10 protein-coding genes are annotated in these 17,209 nt (G+C 66.8%); 2 read left to right on the forward strand and 8 right to left on the reverse strand.

Annotated features, from left to right (window positions below; translation table 11 throughout):
• The 6 genes from AC06FB_RS10250 to AC06FB_RS10275 all read right to left on the reverse strand — a co-directional run.
• The coding region (locus tag AC06FB_RS10250) for a beta-mannosidase (RefSeq protein WP_478053648.1) at positions 1-2,623 on the reverse strand (2,623 nt) is incomplete at its 3' end.
• A 243-nt stretch (positions 2,624-2,866) separates the two neighbouring features.
• Positions 2,867-4,093 carry an AGE family epimerase/isomerase gene (locus tag AC06FB_RS10255; RefSeq protein ID WP_461289662.1) on the reverse strand — a complete coding sequence of 409 codons (1,227 nt, stop codon included), beginning with the start codon at positions 4,091-4,093 and terminating at the stop codon, positions 2,867-2,869.
• Positions 4,090-5,085: a carbohydrate kinase family protein gene (locus AC06FB_RS10260; RefSeq protein WP_053516706.1), complete on the reverse strand. Its 996-nt coding sequence runs from the start codon at positions 5,083-5,085 to the stop codon at positions 4,090-4,092. The genes AC06FB_RS10255 and AC06FB_RS10260 overlap by 4 nt, the downstream gene beginning before the upstream one ends.
• A 7-nt stretch (positions 5,086-5,092) precedes the next feature.
• Positions 5,093-6,406, reverse strand: a complete 1,314-nt coding sequence (gene fucP, locus AC06FB_RS10265) for an L-fucose:H+ symporter permease (RefSeq protein WP_053516708.1) — start codon at positions 6,404-6,406, stop codon at positions 5,093-5,095.
• A gap of 59 nt (positions 6,407-6,465) precedes the next feature.
• The gene (locus AC06FB_RS10270) at positions 6,466-7,518 is read right to left on the reverse strand and encodes a LacI family DNA-binding transcriptional regulator (protein ID WP_053516709.1); all 1,053 of its coding nucleotides are present in this window, start codon (positions 7,516-7,518) and stop codon (positions 6,466-6,468) included.
• A 96-nt stretch (positions 7,519-7,614) separates the two neighbouring features.
• Positions 7,615-10,080 carry a GH92 family glycosyl hydrolase gene (locus AC06FB_RS10275; RefSeq protein ID WP_461287937.1) on the reverse strand — a complete coding sequence of 822 codons (2,466 nt, stop codon included), beginning with the start codon at positions 10,078-10,080 and terminating at the stop codon, positions 7,615-7,617.
• 530 nt (positions 10,081-10,610) lie between these two features.
• Here AC06FB_RS10275 and AC06FB_RS10280 point away from each other — a divergent pair.
• Both AC06FB_RS10280 and AC06FB_RS10285 read left to right on the forward strand, forming a co-directional pair.
• Positions 10,611-13,685, forward strand: coding sequence for a TonB-dependent receptor (locus AC06FB_RS10280; protein WP_193396325.1), 3,075 nt, complete (start codon positions 10,611-10,613; stop codon positions 13,683-13,685).
• Positions 13,686-13,842: 157 nt separating this feature from the next.
• Entirely contained in the window at positions 13,843-14,037 is a 195-nt protein-coding gene (locus tag AC06FB_RS10285; protein WP_478053649.1) for a heavy-metal-associated domain-containing protein, read from the forward strand.
• 88 nt (positions 14,038-14,125) lie between these two features.
• On the opposite strand, the gene cueR is transcribed toward AC06FB_RS10285, so the two are convergent.
• Positions 14,126-14,563 (reverse strand): Cu(I)-responsive transcriptional regulator, encoded by a 438-nt coding sequence (gene cueR, locus AC06FB_RS10290; protein ID WP_065182695.1) that lies wholly within the window; start codon positions 14,561-14,563, stop codon positions 14,126-14,128.
• 13 nt (positions 14,564-14,576) lie between these two features.
• A complete protein-coding gene (locus tag AC06FB_RS10295) occupies positions 14,577-17,069 on the reverse strand; it encodes a heavy metal translocating P-type ATPase (protein ID WP_478053650.1) in 2,493 nt (830 codons plus the stop codon).
• Positions 17,070-17,209 lie beyond the last annotated feature (140 nt).

Raw genomic sequence — 17,209 nt, forward strand, 5'->3', positions numbered from 1 at the left:
GGCCGCGCACGTTGATGTCGCGGCTCTCGCCCGGCAGCAGATCGAGCAGGTTGTCCTCCAGTTGCACCTCCAGGGCACCGAAGTCCACCCATGCCGCGCGCACGAATGCCCTGCTCTGCAGCCGCAGCCGGTAGTGGTCCCCCTCGACGTCCAGCGTGGCCCTGAGCGCCTGGCGGGGCAGCACCTGATCCTTGGCCTCGACGAATCCCACGACCTGACGTGCAGTCGTCTTCCCTCCCTGCAGCACCTCGAATACGGCAATCGTGCGCTTCGGATCGGCACCCGCCAGCAGTTCGGCATCACTGAAATCGCCGACCGCCGTCACGCCCGCGGCCGCCAGGGTCACCGCCTGCTCGCGACGACGTAGCACTTTGCCGTCGACATCCATCACCCGCAGCCGCCAGCGCGCCTCGCCGGCGTCGCCATCGTTGAGCAGACGCACGCGTGTCGTGCCCTCGTCACGCAGCGCCGCCACGGCAACGGGAGCGAAGAAGCGCCGCGCCTGGTAGTGCAGCGCCTTCCAGCGCCCGAAGTAGTCCACACTCGACCAGGACGCACCCGGCCATACGTCATTGAGCTGCCAGTAGAGCGAGCCCATCGTGTAGGGGCGTGAGGCGCGATGGTGCAGCGCTGCCAGAGCGATGCCATCGGCCTGCATCACCTGGCTGAGATACACGAAGTCCCCGAAATCCTTCGGCGTACCGTAACCCTGCTCGATATAGTGCAGCAGACGGCTGTTGCCCTCGCCCGCCATGAACTTCTGGTGCGCGCGAATCACCGGGCTGTCGATCCGCTGCTCGGCGCGGGTTGCGATCTGGTCCACCGTAGCCACGGCCGGCCACGCCTGCAGGCCGTACTCGGACATGAAGCGCGGCGTCTCGCGCAGATAGGCCTGCACCGGCAACGCCGGATTGCCCCACACCTGCCAGTAGTGCTTGTCGCCACGGGTGGAGTCGTTGGCCTTCTCGTCGAGGTCGTTGCTGGGCGAACTGGACCAGTACGGCACCCCCAGCCCTTCTTCACGGACCACCGCACGCAGGTCATTGCCGAACAGGTCCACATAGCCCTGCCAGACCTTTGCGGCGAAGACCGGATCCGCGGCCTTCAGGTCGCGGCCATGGCCCCAGTCCTTCCACGCGGTTTCCTCTTCGTTGTTGCCACACCACAACACGATGCTGGGGTGATGGCGCAGGCGGCGCACGTTGTCGCGCGCTTCGGCAACCACGCTGGCGCGGAATGCCGGGTCGTAGCCGGGCTGCATGCCGCCGCCGAACATGAAGTCCTGCCAGACCAGCAGGCCCAGTTCATCGGCAATATCGAAGAACACATCGTTTTCGTAGTAGCCGCCGCCCCAGTTGCGCAGCATGTTCATGTTGGCGTCGCGCGCGGCGGTCAGCACCTGGCGCACGCGCGCGGAATCCACATGGGCCGGGAACGCGTCGAAGGGAATCACGTTCGCGCCCTTGGCGAAGACCGGCACGCCGTTGATCACGAATGCGAAGCCCTGGCCGCCGTCAGCGTCCTTGTCGCGGCGCAGTTCGACCGTGCGCAGGCCGATGCGCTGCTCGCGCGCGAGCGACTCGCTATCGCCGCCGTCCAGGCGGACCGCCACCACGTAGCGATCCTGTGCCCCGTAGCCGACCGGCCACCAGCGGCGCGGCTGGGCAAGCGCCACCGGCAGCTCCACCGTATTCGCTCCCGGGGCCACCGCAACCTGCCGCTGCACCCGCGCGACACTGCGCATCTCCGGATCGAACACCTCCACATCGACGGCCGCGGTACCCGCGGCAGCATCCTGTTCCACCTGCAGCACGACCGCAAGCTTCGCCTGCTGCGCGTCCAGCATGTCGGTGCGTACGGCCACATCGCCGAGGCGGCGCTCCCCCCAGGACTCCAGGTCGATGCCACGCCAGACCCCGGCGGTGACATAGCGCGGACCCCAGTCCCAGCCGAAATGGTAGGCCGGCTTGCGCGCGAAATTACCGACCATCGCATCCTTCGGCTCGTCACCGTAGGGCGAAGGATAATTGCCAGCAATCCTGTGCGGCATCGCCTGGACAGCGGGCAGCAGCGTGCGGATCGGCGAACGGAACACGATCTGCAGCGTGTTGCCCGTCGCCTTCAGGCGGCCGTCCACGCGCACGCGCCAGCTGCGGTGAGCGTTGTCGGCGCGCAGCAGCGGCCTGCCGTTGAGGGTGACTTCCGCGTACGTATCCAGACCGTCAAAGCGCAGTTCCGCGTTCGGCCTGGCCAGGGTCGCGGCGTCCACATCGAAGCGTGCACGGTATTCCCATGCCGCCAGGCCGATCCACTGCAGCTCGGCCTCGGCGGCGCCGACGTAAGGATCACGGATCAGTTCATGCGCCAGCAGGTCGGTGTGGATGCTGCCCGGCACCTGCGCGCTGCGCCATTGCTGCAGGCCGGGATGCGCCGCGCCCTGCGCGTCGCCCGGCAGCATGCGGAACTCCCAGCTTGCCTGTAACGGAGCGGCCGCTGCCGGGAATACGAGAGTGGCAATCCACAACAGGGCCAGAGAGGCGAATGGGCAAACGGCACGGAAAGGGCGATGCACGGGCGGGACTCCTGTTGTGTCCGCCGGGCATGGCCCGGCGCTACCGATCATGCTTCGCCGGGCATGGCCCGGCGCTACCGATCATGCTTCCGCCGGGCATGGCCCGGCGCTACCGATCATGCTTCCGCCGGGCATGGCCCGGCGCTACCGATCATGCTTCGCCGGGCATGGCCCGGCGCTACCGATCATGCTTCGCCGGGCATGGCCCGGCGCTACCGATCATGCTTCCGCCGGGCATGGCCCGGCGCTACCGATCATGCTTCGCCGGGCATGGCCCGGCGCTACCGGTCATGCTCAACGCACGACGTTCAGCACTTCGTAGCAGGCACCCATGGTGTGGTAATCCACCTTGCCTGCGGGGCTCTTTTCATCGCTGTACTTGCGGTTGTCTGCATCGAGGATGCGGAACCAGGCGCCGTAGCGGTGATCGACGAAGTGCTCCCAGGAATAGGCCCAGATGCGGTCGTACCACTGCCAGTAGCGGTCATCACCGGTGCGCGCAGCCATCAGCGCAGCGGTTGCCAGGGTTTCGGCCTGTACCCAGAAGTACTTGTCGTCGTCGCAGACGAAGCTGTCGCCGCCGATCGGCGCGCCGTCCATGCCCGGCTGCCGTCGTGACTCCGGCGCGAAACCGTAGTACAGGCCACCACGGGCCTCGTCCCAGCTGCGCTCCACGGCCACGTCGAACAGATGACGCGCCGTCGGCACCAGCCAGTCGGCCTGCACGTGCCGATCCAGGATCAGCAGCAGTTTGGCCCACTCCGTCTGGTGGCCCGGCTGGAAGCCCCAGGGACGGAACAGATGCTTGGGGTCGTCCAGGTTGTAGTTCCAGTCGATCTCCCAGCTGGAATCGTAGTGCTCCCATACCAGGCCACCGGCCTTGGCTGCCTGGCGACGGGTCATGTTGTCGGCCAGCTGCAGGGCACGTTCCACATAGCGCTGTTCGCCACTGGCCTCGAACGCAGCCAGCATGGCCTCGCACATGTGCATGTTGGCGTTCTGTCCACGGTAACCGGTGAAGTTCCACTGGCCGTCCGCCTCGTCCCGGTACAGACCGTGCTGCGGCTCCCAGAAGCGCGCCTCCAGCAGCTGCCAGGTCTCATCCATCCACGCGCGGGCCTGCTCGATGCCGGCCTTCAACGCGCAGCTGTAGGCCAGCAGGACGAACGCCACGCCATAGCAGTGATTCATGTCGTCCTCGACCTGGCCATCGCGCAGGGTCCAGGCATAGCCACCGGTGGCCGGATTGCGGTGCACCTCACGCAGATAGCGCACGCCATGCTCGACGGCCTCGCGGTACTCGGCCTTGCCGAACTCGCGATAGGCCATCGCGTAGTTGAAGACGAAACGGGTGCTGCTTACCAGATGGCGATGGCTGGCATCGTAGACGCTGCCGTCGTCACGGAAATAATGGAAGAAACCACCGGCCGGATCGATGCAGCGCGGATGATAGAACGCCAGGGTATCGGCGATATGCGCGCGCAGGAACGCGGGCGAACGGAAGTCGGGCGAGGTGCTCATGCGGTAATGTCCTGTGCCTGCAGCAGCTGCTGCACTTCGTCGAGCGAGGGCATCGCGGCGAACGCGCCCTTGCGGGTAACGGCCAGCGCGCCGACCGCGGCACCGAAGCGCAGCGTGGCGTCGATGGCCTGCGGGTCCCGGCAGAACGCGCTGAATCCCGCGCCTGCGCCACCCCGCTCCAGCAGTCCCACCAGCACGCCTCCCACGAAGGCATCACCGGCTGCGGTGGTATCGACAGCGGCGACCTGGAAGCTGGTCACCGTGCCCTGCGCCTGGCGGGTGTACCAGCGCAGCGTGGCCGCACCATCGGTCACGATCACCCAGCGAGCCTGCGCCGCCAGCAGCCGCTGCAGCACCGCGTCCTCGCCGCCGTCGCCCAGGGGCGCCGCCAGGTAGTCCAGTTCTTCGCGCGACAGCTTGACCAGGTCCGCGCGTTCGAGCGCCTGCCACAGGCGCGGCGACGGATCGACATCGGCCGGCCACAGCGCCGGCCGCAGGTTGAGGTCGAGACTGACCACAGCCCCGGCAGCGCGCGCGCGCTCCATGCCCGCGAAGGTTGCGTCCGCGATGGCCGCCTCGGTCAGGCTGTTGGAGCAGACGTGGAAGCACTGCGCACTGTCGAAGCAGGCGGCCTGGAAATCACTGTCGCGGAACAGCAGATCGGCCGCCGGCGGACGGTAGAAGCTGAAGCTGCGCTCCCCCTCTGCATCGAGAGCGACGAACGCCAGCGCGGTCTTGGCGGCATCGGTGCGGACGATGTAGTCGGTACCGACACCGTGCTCGGCCAGGCTTTCGGCCAGGAAGTCGCCGAACATGTCGCGGCCCAGCATGCCGACGAACTGGGTCTTCGCGCCCAGCCGCGCGGCAGCCACCGCGACGTTGGCCGGTGCCCCGCCGGCGTATTGCAGGAACGCGCGCGGCGTGTCCGCATTGGCCGGCGGCTGCGCCAGTAGATCGATCAAAATTTCGCCGAAGCAGACAATCGCACCCATTCCGGACTCAGCCTCCCTGCGTTGCGGAGGCCGGCGTACGTGCGCCGACCAGTCCGTAGAAAATGATGTAGACGTAGCACAGCAGCGGCAGGATGAAGCTGGCCTGCACCCCGATGTGGTCGGCCAGCACGCCCTGCAGGTACGGCACCACGGCGCCGCCGACGATGGCCATGATCAGCAGGCTCGAGCCCTTGTTGGTCAGCGGCCCCAGGCGCTCGATGCTGAGCGCGAAGATGGTGGGGAACATGATCGAGTTGAACAGGCCGATCGCCACCACCGAGTACAGCGCGACACTGCCGGCGCTGGCCATGGTCAGCGCCAGCAGTCCGACGTTGACCAGTGCGAAGATCGCCAGCAGGCGGCTCGGCGAGAAGCGAGCCAGCAGCGCCGAGCCGGCAAAGCGGCCGACCATCGCCATCGTCCAGTAGGCGGAAACGTAGTGTGTGGCCTCCTGCTCGCTGAATCCGCCGATGTCGGGCATCGACAGGTAGTTCACCAGGAAGCTGCCGATCGACACTTCCGCACCGACATAGAAGAAGATGCCAAGCACGCCCAGCAGCAGATGACGCTGGCGCAGCGCATCCAGATAGCTGTGGTGATGCCCCTGGTCGGCCTGTTCGGTCGCATCGCTCAGCGCCGGCAGGCGGAACAGGAACACGAACAACGCCAGCAGCACCAGCGCCACCGCGAGGCCCACATACGGGCCCTGCACGGCCTGCGCCTCGGCAGCACGATAGGCCAGCTGTTCGGCGGCCGGCATCGCCGCCATTTCATCGGCGCTCTTGACCGTATTGGAGAGAATCAGCATGCCGCCGAAGATCGGCGCGATTGCCGTACCCAGCGAGTTCAACGCCTGCGCCAGGGTCAGCCGGCTGGAGCTGGTCTGCTCCGGGCCCAGCAGCGCCACATAGGGATTGGCCGCCACCTGCAGCACCGTGATGCCGGTAGCGAGCACGAACAATGCACCCAGGAAGGCGCCGTAGATCCGCAGTTCGGCCGCCGGCCAGAAGCCCAGCGCACCCACACCTGCAATCAGCAGGCCGGCCACGATGCCCTTCTTGTAGCCGAGAGCCGCGACCAGGCGGCCAGCGGGCAGCGACATCAGGAAGTACGTACCGAAGAAGGTGAACTGCACCAGCATCGCCCGCGCGTAGTTCAGCTCGAACACCGCTTTCAGGTGTGGAATCAGGATGTCGTTGAGGCAGGTCAGGAAGCCCCACATGAAGAAGATGGTGGTCACCACGGCCAGGGCCTTGCCGTTGGTGACGGCCGGTGCGTTGCCCGGGGAACCCGACGGACGGGGCGTTGCTGAGATCGGCATGCGGAACGCGCCTCGTTGCGCGGAATCGTTGTTGCGTGGAAGGAGTAACGGCAGTGAAATCAGGTCGGCCGGGCGGCACTGCTTTCGCGGATCCGCAGCTGCACCGGAGCCACCGTGCGCCGTGGCGGCGCATCCGGTTCGTCCAGGCGCTGCAGCAGCAGTGCCGCCGCCTGCCGGCCACGCTCGCGCGGGTCGGCGGTCAGCGTCGTCAACGGTGGCACCGCCACCGAAGCCTCGGAAATATCGTCGAAGCCGGTGACAGCGAAATCGCCGCCCGGCCGGATGCCGCGCGAGTTCAAGCCCAGCATCAGCCCCAGCGCGACGGTGTCGTTGTAGCAGACCGCTGCGCTCGGCCGATGGCCATCGGCGAACAGTTCGTCGGTGCGTGCAGCCGCCTCCAGCCGGTTCGGCGCCGATTCGATCATCCAGCCGGGTGGCAGCGACAGTCCAGCCTCAGCCAGCGCCTGCTGGAAGCCGGCACGGCGCTGGTGGCAGGAACTGGACGCCGCGTGGCCGCCGAAGAAGGCGATATGGCGATGGCCGCGCTCGATCAGGTGGCGGGTGGCCAGATAGGCCCCATGCTGGTTGTCCAGCGTCAGGAAGTCCCAATCGGCCCCGTCCAGCTCACGGTTGAACAGCAGGACGTTGGCATTGGCTCCCAGTGCCTGGCGCAGCTGCGTGGCATCGCTGCCTTCGGCCGGCGACAGGATCAGCCCCGCCGGGGTGTGTTCCATCAGCGTGGACAGCACCGCCTGCTGGCGTTCCGGCGATTCGCCGGTGCTGCCCAGCAGGGTCACGTAGCCACGCCCACCCAGCGCCTCGTCGACGCCGGAGGCGAATTCGGCGAAGAATGGATTGGACAGGTCGTTGATCACCAGTGCGATGCTGGAGGACGTGCGCCGCCGCAGGTTGGCTGCTGCGCGGTTGTAGACATAGCGCTGGCGCCGCAGCTCGGCCTCGACCTTGGCCCGGGTATCGACGTTGACCAGCGGGCTGCCGCGCAGCACCAGCGACACGGTCGCCCGCGATACGCCGATGGCGCGCGCGATGTCGGTCACCGTCACTGCCTTGCCGGCGCGTTTGCTGGAAGTGCTGCTGCCGTTGTCGTTCATCGTATTCCCGGGCTCCGCTGAGGGCTCAAGCCTAATGGATCGCGGCCGTCTCGTGCCGTGCCGTTCGCTGGGTCGCCGCGAACGGCACAGCCCCGATCAACGCAGCTGGCTGCCAGGTGCCGCGCACCAGGACACCGGCAGATCCTTCACCGCCGTGCCCCACCCCTGGGTCGGCGCCTGCGCGTCGAGGGCGAAGTGCAGGCGCGGGCCCTGCTGCAGGCGCTCCCAGTCCAGCCAGACCGGGGCATGCGCCTGGCCATCGACCTGCACGCCCTGCACGTACTGCAGGCGGCGGCCGTCCGCCCCCGGGGCATCGATGCGCAGGGTGCGGCCATTGCCCATGTCGACCTCGACCCGGGCAAAGCGCGGCGTATGCAGCAGGAACTGGCCACTGCCCGGTACTGCCGGGTACATGCCGATCGCACTGAACAGGTACCACGCCGACATCGTTCCAAGATCGTCGTTGCCGGTCACGCCATTGGGCGCATTGGTGAACAGCTGCTGCGCGGCCCGCACCACCGCGGCGGTCTTCCACGGCTGGCCGATCAGGGTGTAGAGCCACGGCGCGTGCAGATCGGGTTCGTTGTTCGGGTTGTAGCGGAACTGGTTGTAGTAGCTGTAGGGCCCGACCACCCATTCGCGCCGCGCGGCATTGAGCGGGTCGGCCTGCAGTGCATCCATCGCGAAGAAGGCATCGAGCCGGCGCCCGGCCTGCTCACGACCGTCCATCGCCTCGACCAGCCCCGGCATGTCCTGCTGCGCCAGCCACTGGTACTGCCACGCGGTGCCTTCATGGAAGCCGTGGTGGGAACGGGGGCTGTAGTGCCCGTCGGCCGGGGTGTACCACTGCCCATCCTCGGTGCGAGGCCGCGGGAAGCCGCTGAAGCCGGTCTCGGCGTCGCGGACCTGCGGGTCCCACACCTTGCGCCAGTTGCGGCCGCGCTCTCGCAGCGTCGCCGCATCCCGGGCGTGACCCAGGCCATCGGCCATCTGCGAAAGCGCGCAGTCGGCCAGTGCATATTCCAGAGTGGCCGAGCCGCCGTGATGCGGATCGACGTCCATGCCCTTGGACGGGAACGCACGGTCGTAGACCACGTAGCCCTTGTCCAGATAGGTCGGATTGCCCGACCGGCCCGCATGACGGGAATTCAACGGCGGGGTGCCGAACGCATTGCGGCGCAGCGCATCCCACGCCTGCGATTCACGGCCCTTGAACGCACCGAAACGCCACAGGTCGACCATGAACGGGGTCACCGGATCGCCGGTCATGATGTTCGTCTCAAAGTTGGCGTAACCCCAGCGTGGCAGCCAGCCCCCCTGCTCGTCGATCGCCAGCAGCGTGCGGCCGATGTCACGCGCCACATCGGGGCGGGTCAGCGCCAGCCATTGGTTCTGTGCACGGTAGGTATCCCACAGCGAGAAGTACTCGTAGTAGGTCCAGCCATCCGCGCGATGGATGCCATCGTCGTAGCCGCGGTAGCGGCCGTCGGCATCGCTGCCGGTCAGCGGCTGCAGCAGCGCGTGGTAGGCGGCGCTGTAGAACACCGTGCGGTCATCAGCACTGCCGCCCTGCACGCGCACCCGGCCCAGCTCCTCGCGCCACGCCTGCTGCGACAGCGCGCGCATGCGGTCGAACCCCATCAGCGCTCCGCCCTGCATGCCCTCGGTGCGCAGGTTGGTGCGCGCGCCTTCGGCATCGACGTGCGAAATCGCGCTCACCGCCGTGACCGACTGCCCCTTGTCCAGGTCGAAGCTCAACCAGGCACCGTTCGGCTTCTGCTCGCCTTCCATGCTGTGGCGCGCCCCCGGCAGGCCACCGGCCTCGCCCCAGGTACCATGCGCCTTGAACGGGCGATCGAACTCGATGCGGAACCACGTCGTGTACTGGTGGCCACCGCAGAAACTCTTGGTGACCAGCTTGCCCTCGACCACGCGGTCGCCGACCACGTCGATCACGCTGCCGATCACCGAATGGCGTTCATTCGCCTGGCCGACATTCACCAGCACGTGGCCATCGCCGCTTCGCTGGCTGAAGGTGTAGCGCTCGGCGGCGGCACGGGTGCGCGCGGTCGCCTCGGCATCGATGCCACCGTAGCTGGTCAGGCGCACCTTGTAGTAGCCGGCCTGGCCGATTTCGCCGTCATGCGTGTACGACGCGGCGTAGGTCTTGTGGTTGAAGCTCTTGGCGTCGGCGGTGTCGAAATCGCCACCGGGACCGATGCTGCCGGTCACGGGCAGGACCGAGACCTGGCCGCCCTGCTCCCAGCACCCGGCACCGGACAGGAAGGAGTGGCCGAAGCCACGGATCTTCTCGTCGTCGTAGCGCCACCCCGAATAGTGGCTGCCGATGGGGCTGACCTGGATCAGGCCGAAGGGTGCCGAGGCGCCCGGGAACGTGTTGCCATCGTCCTTGCTGCCGATGAAGGTGTTCACCTCGCGCTCGAGTGCGGCCGGGGCGGCCTGCAGCATCACCGGCGACATCGCCAGTGCGAGCAGCCAGGCCAATCGCGTCAACGGGCGCGGCGTCGAGGGGACAGCGGGAGCGGACGGCACTGGGCGCATGTCGGGTTCCTGTGGTCGATGGTGCGGTGGCAGACGGCTGGAGCCTGCAACGCCTTCCGCTGAGCGCTGCCTGCCGGCAGCCTGCTCCCCGTGGAATGGCGCGAGACCCGCGCAACCGTGAATTTAGATCGATTCAAGTAGAGCATGGCGATTCGCGCCAATGCATTCTGCGCCGCAGCATACGTCCCGCCGCGCGGCCTCCTGGCCGGCCTGCCGGGGAATCGCGCGAGAAAACGTTTCCAGCAGATTCAGAAAAACGTCACACCCCCGCCACGGCAATACCATATTGCGCAGCAGCATGCGCCGACGGGCAACCCATGCTAAAAAACGCCCGCCCATCGCTTAGATCGATCCAAGACGACGTTGCGGTGGCCGGGAGTTTGGGGAAGCAGCGACAGGACGGGCCGGCACAGACACAGGATGCAGTTGCAACTGCGTAGCGACCGCACCGGCATCACCACAGATTAGATCGATTCAAGTCATCCGCACCACGTCACACGTCAGCGGATCAATCCAGGAGAGAGGGAGAGATGGGAATGAGTCACTCAAAACGCATGCATGGCCAGGACGCACTGTCGCTGGCCATCGCGCTGGCATTGGCCGCTGCCGTCCTGCCGGCGGGCGCCGCGGCGCAGCAGGCCACCACCGGCACGCCCGATGCCACCACCCTGGACAGCGTCCAGGTCACCGGCTACCGCTACGCCATCGAAAAGAGCCTTGAGCAGAAGCGCGACGCCAACGCCGTGGTCGAAGTAATCACGGCCGAAGACGTCGGCAAGTTCCCCGACAAGAACGTGGCCGACGCGCTGCAGCGCGTACCGGGCGTGGTCATCACCCGCGACGGCGGCGAAGGCAAGACGGTCAGCGTGCGCGGCCTCGCTGCAGACCTGACGCTGACCCAGTTGAACGGCAACTACGTCGCCACCTCCGAGACCAACGACGAGGCGACCCGCTCTTTCAACTACACCCTTCTGCCGTCCAACATGCTGTCCAGCGCCGAGCTGTTCAAATCGCCGGAAGCGCGCATCGATGAAGGCGGCATCGGCGGCACGGTCATCCTGCACACCCGGCGCCCTCTGGACATGGAGTCCAACTCGGGCTTCGTCACCCTTGAAGGCACCTCGTCAGACACCAGTCACGACATCGATCCGCAGGCCTCCGCACTGTACTCGTGGCACAGCAAGGACGAGCGTTTCGGCGTGCTGGTCGGCGTGACCCAGCAGAAACGCACCAGCCGCACCATGGAAGTCACCACCGAGAACTATCAGTGGTACGGCACCGATACCGATGCGCGCGACGTGCATGGCAACCCCATGCTGCAGGACGGCATCGAGTACTGGTGGGGCAACTCCGGCTTCAACAACCAGAACGGTCGCAACTACACCGACTTCTTCATGCCGACATCGGTCAATTTCGCGGTGAAGGAGGAAACGCGCGAGCGCAAGGGCGGGCAGCTGACCTTCCAGTTCAAGCCGGTCGACAACGTGACCATGACGGCCAACTACTTCCGCTTCGAGCTGGAGGGCAACTACGCCCAGCACATGCTGAAGGTGCCGGAGTGGAGCATGGCCCGCTTCAATGGTGACGGCAACTGGGCCGGCGGCCGCATGCTCAACGGGCTGGACTTCGATCCCAGCGGCACCGTCGTCACCGGCGCGCAGTTCGAGAAGCTGGCCGGCAAGACCTATTACTGCAATGAAGCCGAGGCCGAAGCGGCCGGGCTCGAGCCGGGGGGCTGGGGCCCCGATGACTGCACCATTCCGACCCCGCAGCTCACCGGCGGCTACAGCCGCGAAAAGGCGCTCTCGCAGACCGCCGACCTCAGCATCGACTGGGATATCAGCCCGCTGTGGAAGGCGTCGTTCACCGGCGGCCGCACCTGGTCCGAAGGCGGTCCCTCGATGAACTTCCGCATGTCGGCCAAACCGCGTCGGCAGACCAATGGCGTGTGGGAATCGTCCAGCAGCACCTCCTGGGACCTGACCGGCACGCCGTCGGGCACCTTCGCTCCCGACCTGCAGCAGCAGCTCATGGCCGGCATCGCCGAGATCGACACCGGTTCGACCGACTCGTCCTGGAAGCAGACCGAGATCAAGCAGAACTATTTCCAGGCCGATGTCACCAAGCTGTTCGAATCCGGCTGGCTGGACTCGATCCAGTTCGGTGCCAAGTATCGTGACGGCACGGTGCACCGCAACACCGGCAATACCTACTGGGTGTGCCAGGGCCGAGACCCGTCGGACTACGACAACAACCGCTACCAGAGCGGCTGCGACCCTACGGCCAATATCGCCCAGCCCGGCTTCTTCCTGTCCAACCCGATCAGCAACATCCCCGGCGGCTTCAATACCAACGTGTTCCCGGGCATCAACTATCCGGCCTACATCGATTACCTGAACAAGACCTACGGCGGTTCGCACAACCGTGTCGAGGACGACTTCATCTACAACGTCAACGAGAAGATCTACTCGGGCTACTTCCAGGCCAACTTCCGCACCGAGCGGGTGCGCGGCAACGTGGGCGTGCGCGTGGTGCGCACCAAGCAGCTGGCGCAGTCCACCGATTCGATCGAGCGTTTCGACGACTACTTCCTCGACAACGCCGCAGGCGCACCGATGGCGTGCTCCGACCCGGCCGCGGCGGCCTACCCGAACTACAGCTGCGAGAGCGGTTTCGTGCGCCTGCCCTACAACCTGGCACAGAGCAAGAGTTTCGAGCTGCTGGGCGTGGACCGCACCTACACCGACGTCCTGCCGAGCTTCAACATCGCCTGGGACATCACCGATACCCTGCTGCTGCGCGGCGCCGCCTCCAAGGTCATCGCACGCCCCGGCTACACCGAGATCGGCGCTCCGGGCAGCCTGCGCTACTACAGCGAGGAGTACGTCAATGACCGCCGCGTGGCCGGCGGTGCACCGACCCCGGGCTGGACCGGCGACGGCAGCAACAAGCAGCTTGAACCCTTCGAGGCCACCCAGTTCGACCTCGGCCTGGAGTGGTACTTCCAGCCTGGCGCGGTGGCCGGCGTGGGCCTGTTCCGCAAGAACGTGGACAACTTCACCGTGCCTGTCGTGCGCGACATGCAGATGCAGGTCGGTGGCGAAACCGTGACCGTGCAGGACTACGAGACCCGTGCCAACGGCCAGGACGGTGTGTCGCAGGGCGTGGAGCTGTACGGCCAGTACACCTTCGATTTCGGCGTCGGCGTGCAGGCGAACTACACCTACAACGACACCAACCTGGCCTCCATCGTGCTGGATGGGCAGAACATCGGCTCGTCGCCGCTGGTCGGCAGCGCCAAGAACCAGGCCAACGTGACGGTGTTCTACGAGAACGACAAGTTCCTTGCCCGCGCCTCGTACAACCGTCGCGGCCAGGTGGTCGGCGGACTGAACAACGGCATGACGGTCTACACCGAGCCGTACGACCAGCTTGATCTCAACGTGGCCTACAACCTCACCCCGGAGTGGACCCTGACCGCGTCGGTGATCAACGCCACCAAGTCCGAGCAGCGCGTGCATCTGGGCAATGACACCAAGGCCCGCCTGATCTCCAATACCTACGCGGGCCGCCAGCTGTACTTCGGCGCGACCTGGAAGTTCTAAGGCAGTCGCCCCGCCTGGCGCGGGGACATTCCTCCACGGCAGCCACGCTGGTACAGGTGGCTGCCGTTTTTCATGGGCACCGCGGAGGCTTCACTTGACCCTGCCATCGTTGGAAGGTGCACACTGGCTGCATTCCCCGGAACCGAAGGAGCTACAGATGGACTTCCATGTTGACGGCATGACCTGCGGCGGATGCGCGCGCAGCGTGACCCGCGCGATCCAGAGCGTTGATCCGCAGGCCCGCGTGGTCGCCGATCCGCCGACAGGCCGCGTGCAGGTGCAGACCACGTCCAGCGAAGCGGAGATCTTCGCCGCTGTGAAGGACGCAGGCTTCCCGCCGCGCACCGCCTGATCGCCCGGCTCCGGGCGATGCTCACGTCCTTCTGAAGGAGCCACAGCACTCCCGCCGCGCAGGTGCGAAGACCCCTGCGCCCCGCGGCTCAGCTCCGGCGCGCCTGCCGCCGCGCCGCGACTGGCTCCGCGCCTTCCTCGCCCTCCTCCAGCCGCTGCAGGATCGGGCACTCCGGCCGCTCGTCGCCCGCACAGCAGCTGATCAGCGACTTCAGCGTATCGGCCATCTGCCGCATGTGGTCGATGCGCTGCTCGAGATCATCGATGTGCTGCTCGGCCAGGCGCTTGACGTCGGCGCTGTGGCGCGAGGTATCGTTCCACAGGCCCAGCAGATCCGTGATCTCCGCGACCGAGAATCCCAGGTCCCGCGCGCGGCGTATGAACCGCAGTCGATGCACGTCGGCGTGCGAATAGGCCCGGTAGCCGGATGCCGTACGGTCGGCAGCAGGAATCAGCCCGATCTGCTCGTAGTAGCGGATCATCTTCGCCGAAACGCTCGATGCCTTCGCGGCCTCACCGATGTTCAAGACAGTCTCCTTTTCAGTGGCTGGCGGCGTCGGCCATCGGCGCCCGGAAGCGACGCAGGCGCAGTGCATTGCCCAGCACGAACACGCTGGACAGTGCCATCGCACCGGCGGCGAATACCGGCGACAGCAGGATGCCGAAAGCCGGATACAGCACGCCGGCGGCCACCGGAATCAGAGCGGTGTTGTAGGCGAAGGCCCAGAACAGATTCTGCCGGATGTTGCCAAGGGTGGCCCTGGACAGCGCGATGGCATTGGGCATGCCCAGCAGACTGCCGGACATCAGCACTACATCGGCCGATTCCACCGCCACATCGGTACCGGTGCCGATGGCCAGGCCCACATCCGCCTCCGCCAGCGCCGGCGCATCGTTGATGCCGTCGCCGACGAAGGCCACGTGACCATGCGCAGCCTTGAGGCGTCGCACCGCCTCCACCTTGCCTTCGGGCAGCACTTCGGCCACGACCTCGTCGATGCCCAGCTGGCGTGCGATCGCCTGTGCGGTGCGCGCATTGTCGCCGGTGATCATCGCCACCTTCAGTCCCAGCGCATGCAGTGCGGTGATGGCGGCCGGCGTGCTCGTCCTGATCGGGTCGGACACTGCGATCACCGCTGCCAGCCGGCCATCGAAGGCGGCGTACAGCGGCGACTTTCCTTCACCTCCCAGACGCTGCACCAGCGCGGCAACGCCATCGATATCAACGCCCTGCGTTCGCATGAACCGGTCGGCCCCGACTTCAATGCGGCTTCCCTGCACGATCGCACGCACCCCCATGCCGGTGACCGATTCGAACTCCTGCAGGGCCGGCACGGAGATGCCCTCCTCCTCGGCGGCCATCACGATCGCGCGTGCGATCGGATGCTCCGAGCGCGATTCAACGGCCGCGACCGCGCCCAGCACCGCCGCTCGCGCATAACCGTTGCTCAGTTCCAGATCGGTCAATCGCGGGCGGCCCTCGGTCAGGGTTCCGGTCTTGTCCACCGCCACCACCCGCGCATCCTTCAGCAACTGCAGTGCCTCGCCCTTGCGGAACAGCACGCCCATCTCCGCGCCCCGCCCGGTGCCGACCATGATCGAGGTCGGCGTTGCCAGCCCCATCGCACAGGGGCACGCAATGATCAGCACGGCCACGGCATTGACCAGGGCGAAGGTAAGCGCCGGGGACGGCCCGAGCAGCAGCCACGCCACGAAGGTGGCCAACGCGGCCAGCATCACCGCAGGCACGAACCACAGCGTGACCCTGTCGACCACGGCCTGGATCGGGAGTTTCGACCCCTGTGCCTGTTCAACCAGGCGGATGATCTGCGCAAGCACGGTCTGCGCACCTACCGCCGTGGCACGCACGGTCAGTGCTCCCTGCTGGTTGACCGTACCACCGACCACGGCCGCGCCCGATGCCTTTTCAACCGGAACCGGCTCACCGCTGATCATCGACTCATCGACGAAGCTGCGCCCCTCGACCACCTCGCCATCCACCGGGACGCGTTCGCCAGGACGTATTTCCACGAGGTCGCCACTGACCACCTCGCCCACCGGGACGTCGACCACCCGACCATCGCGTACTACGTGGGCGACCTTGGCCTGGAGCTTGACCAGCCGCTTGATGGCTTCCGACGTACGGCCCTTGGCACGCGCCTCGAGAAAGCGGCCCAGCAGGATCAGCGCGACGATCACCGCCGCAGCTTCGTAATAGACGTTCACCGTGCCGGGCGGCAGCAGCCGCGGTGCGAAGGTCGCGATCACCGAGTAGCCGAACGCCGCCGCGGTGCCCACCGCGACCAGCGAGTTCATGTCCGGTGCCAAACGCAGCAGTGCCGGAATGCCCTTCTGGTAGAAGCGCCGGCCGGGAATCACCAGTACCAGCGTGGTCAGCACGAACTGCACATACCAGCTGGCCTGCAACCCGATGGTCGACATCACCCAGTGGTGCATGCCCGGGATCAGATGCGATCCCATCTCCAGTACGAACACCGGCAGGGCCAGCACGCTGGCCAGTATCAGCGCGTGTTTGAGTTCAGCACGCTCGGCGTCCTTCTTCTCCCCGCCGTCATCGGCCTGCGCGCTGCCATCAAGAAGACGAGCGCCGTAGCCCGCCCTGTCGATCGCCGCCAGCAGCGCCTCCACGTCTGCTGCGCCGCGAACGGTGGCACGCTCGGTGGCCAGGTTGACGCTCGCCGCGCTCACGCCCGGCACGGCCAGCAGTGCGCGTTCGACCCGGCCCACGCAGGACGCGCAGGTCATGCCCTCCACGGCCAGCTCCACGGTCGTGGCCGCAACCTCATAGCCGACCTTGTGCACCGCCTGGATCAAGGCGGCGCGGTCCACCGGCCCCGACGGACGGATATCGGCACGTTCCGTGGCCAGGTTCACCGAGACGCTGCCGACCCCCTCCACCTTGGCCAGCGCGGCCTCGACCCGGCCTACGCAGCTCGCGCAGGTCATGCCTTCGATGGGCAGGCTGATCTGATCAGGCACGGAAGCGGCGGTGGTGGCGTGCGACAGGCTCATGACTGGATTCCCGGGTTCCTTCTGGACCGGAACAGGCTAAACCTTGCCATCGTGGGAAGGTCAAATCCAGCCTGTCCTGTCCGGCGGCCCAGCGGTCACTTCATCCGCGGGGCATGGATCCACCGGTCGAGGGTGGATCC

It is taken from the genome of Stenotrophomonas sp. Steno-C15 (assembly GCF_056393265.1).

Excerpts from the sequence above, each read along its gene's own strand:
- AC06FB_RS10255 (WP_461289662.1), bottom strand. The coding sequence starts at position 4,093 with ATGAGCACCTCGCCCGACTTCCGTTCGCCCGCGTTCCTGCGCGCGCAT.
- AC06FB_RS10260 (WP_053516706.1), bottom strand. The coding sequence starts at position 5,085 with ATGGGTGCGATTGTCTGCTTCGGCGAAATTTTGATCGATCTACTGGCG.
- fucP (WP_053516708.1), bottom strand. The coding sequence starts at position 6,406 with ATGCCGATCTCAGCAACGCCCCGTCCGTCGGGTTCCCCGGGCAACGCA.
- AC06FB_RS10270 (WP_053516709.1), bottom strand. The coding sequence starts at position 7,518 with ATGAACGACAACGGCAGCAGCACTTCCAGCAAACGCGCCGGCAAGGCA.
- AC06FB_RS10275 (WP_461287937.1), bottom strand. The coding sequence starts at position 10,080 with ATGCGCCCAGTGCCGTCCGCTCCCGCTGTCCCCTCGACGCCGCGCCCG.
- AC06FB_RS10280 (WP_193396325.1), top strand. The coding sequence starts at position 10,611 with ATGGGAATGAGTCACTCAAAACGCATGCATGGCCAGGACGCACTGTCG.
- AC06FB_RS10285 (WP_478053649.1), top strand. The coding sequence starts at position 13,843 with ATGGACTTCCATGTTGACGGCATGACCTGCGGCGGATGCGCGCGCAGC.
- AC06FB_RS10295 (WP_478053650.1), bottom strand. The coding sequence starts at position 17,069 with ATGAGCCTGTCGCACGCCACCACCGCCGCTTCCGTGCCTGATCAGATC.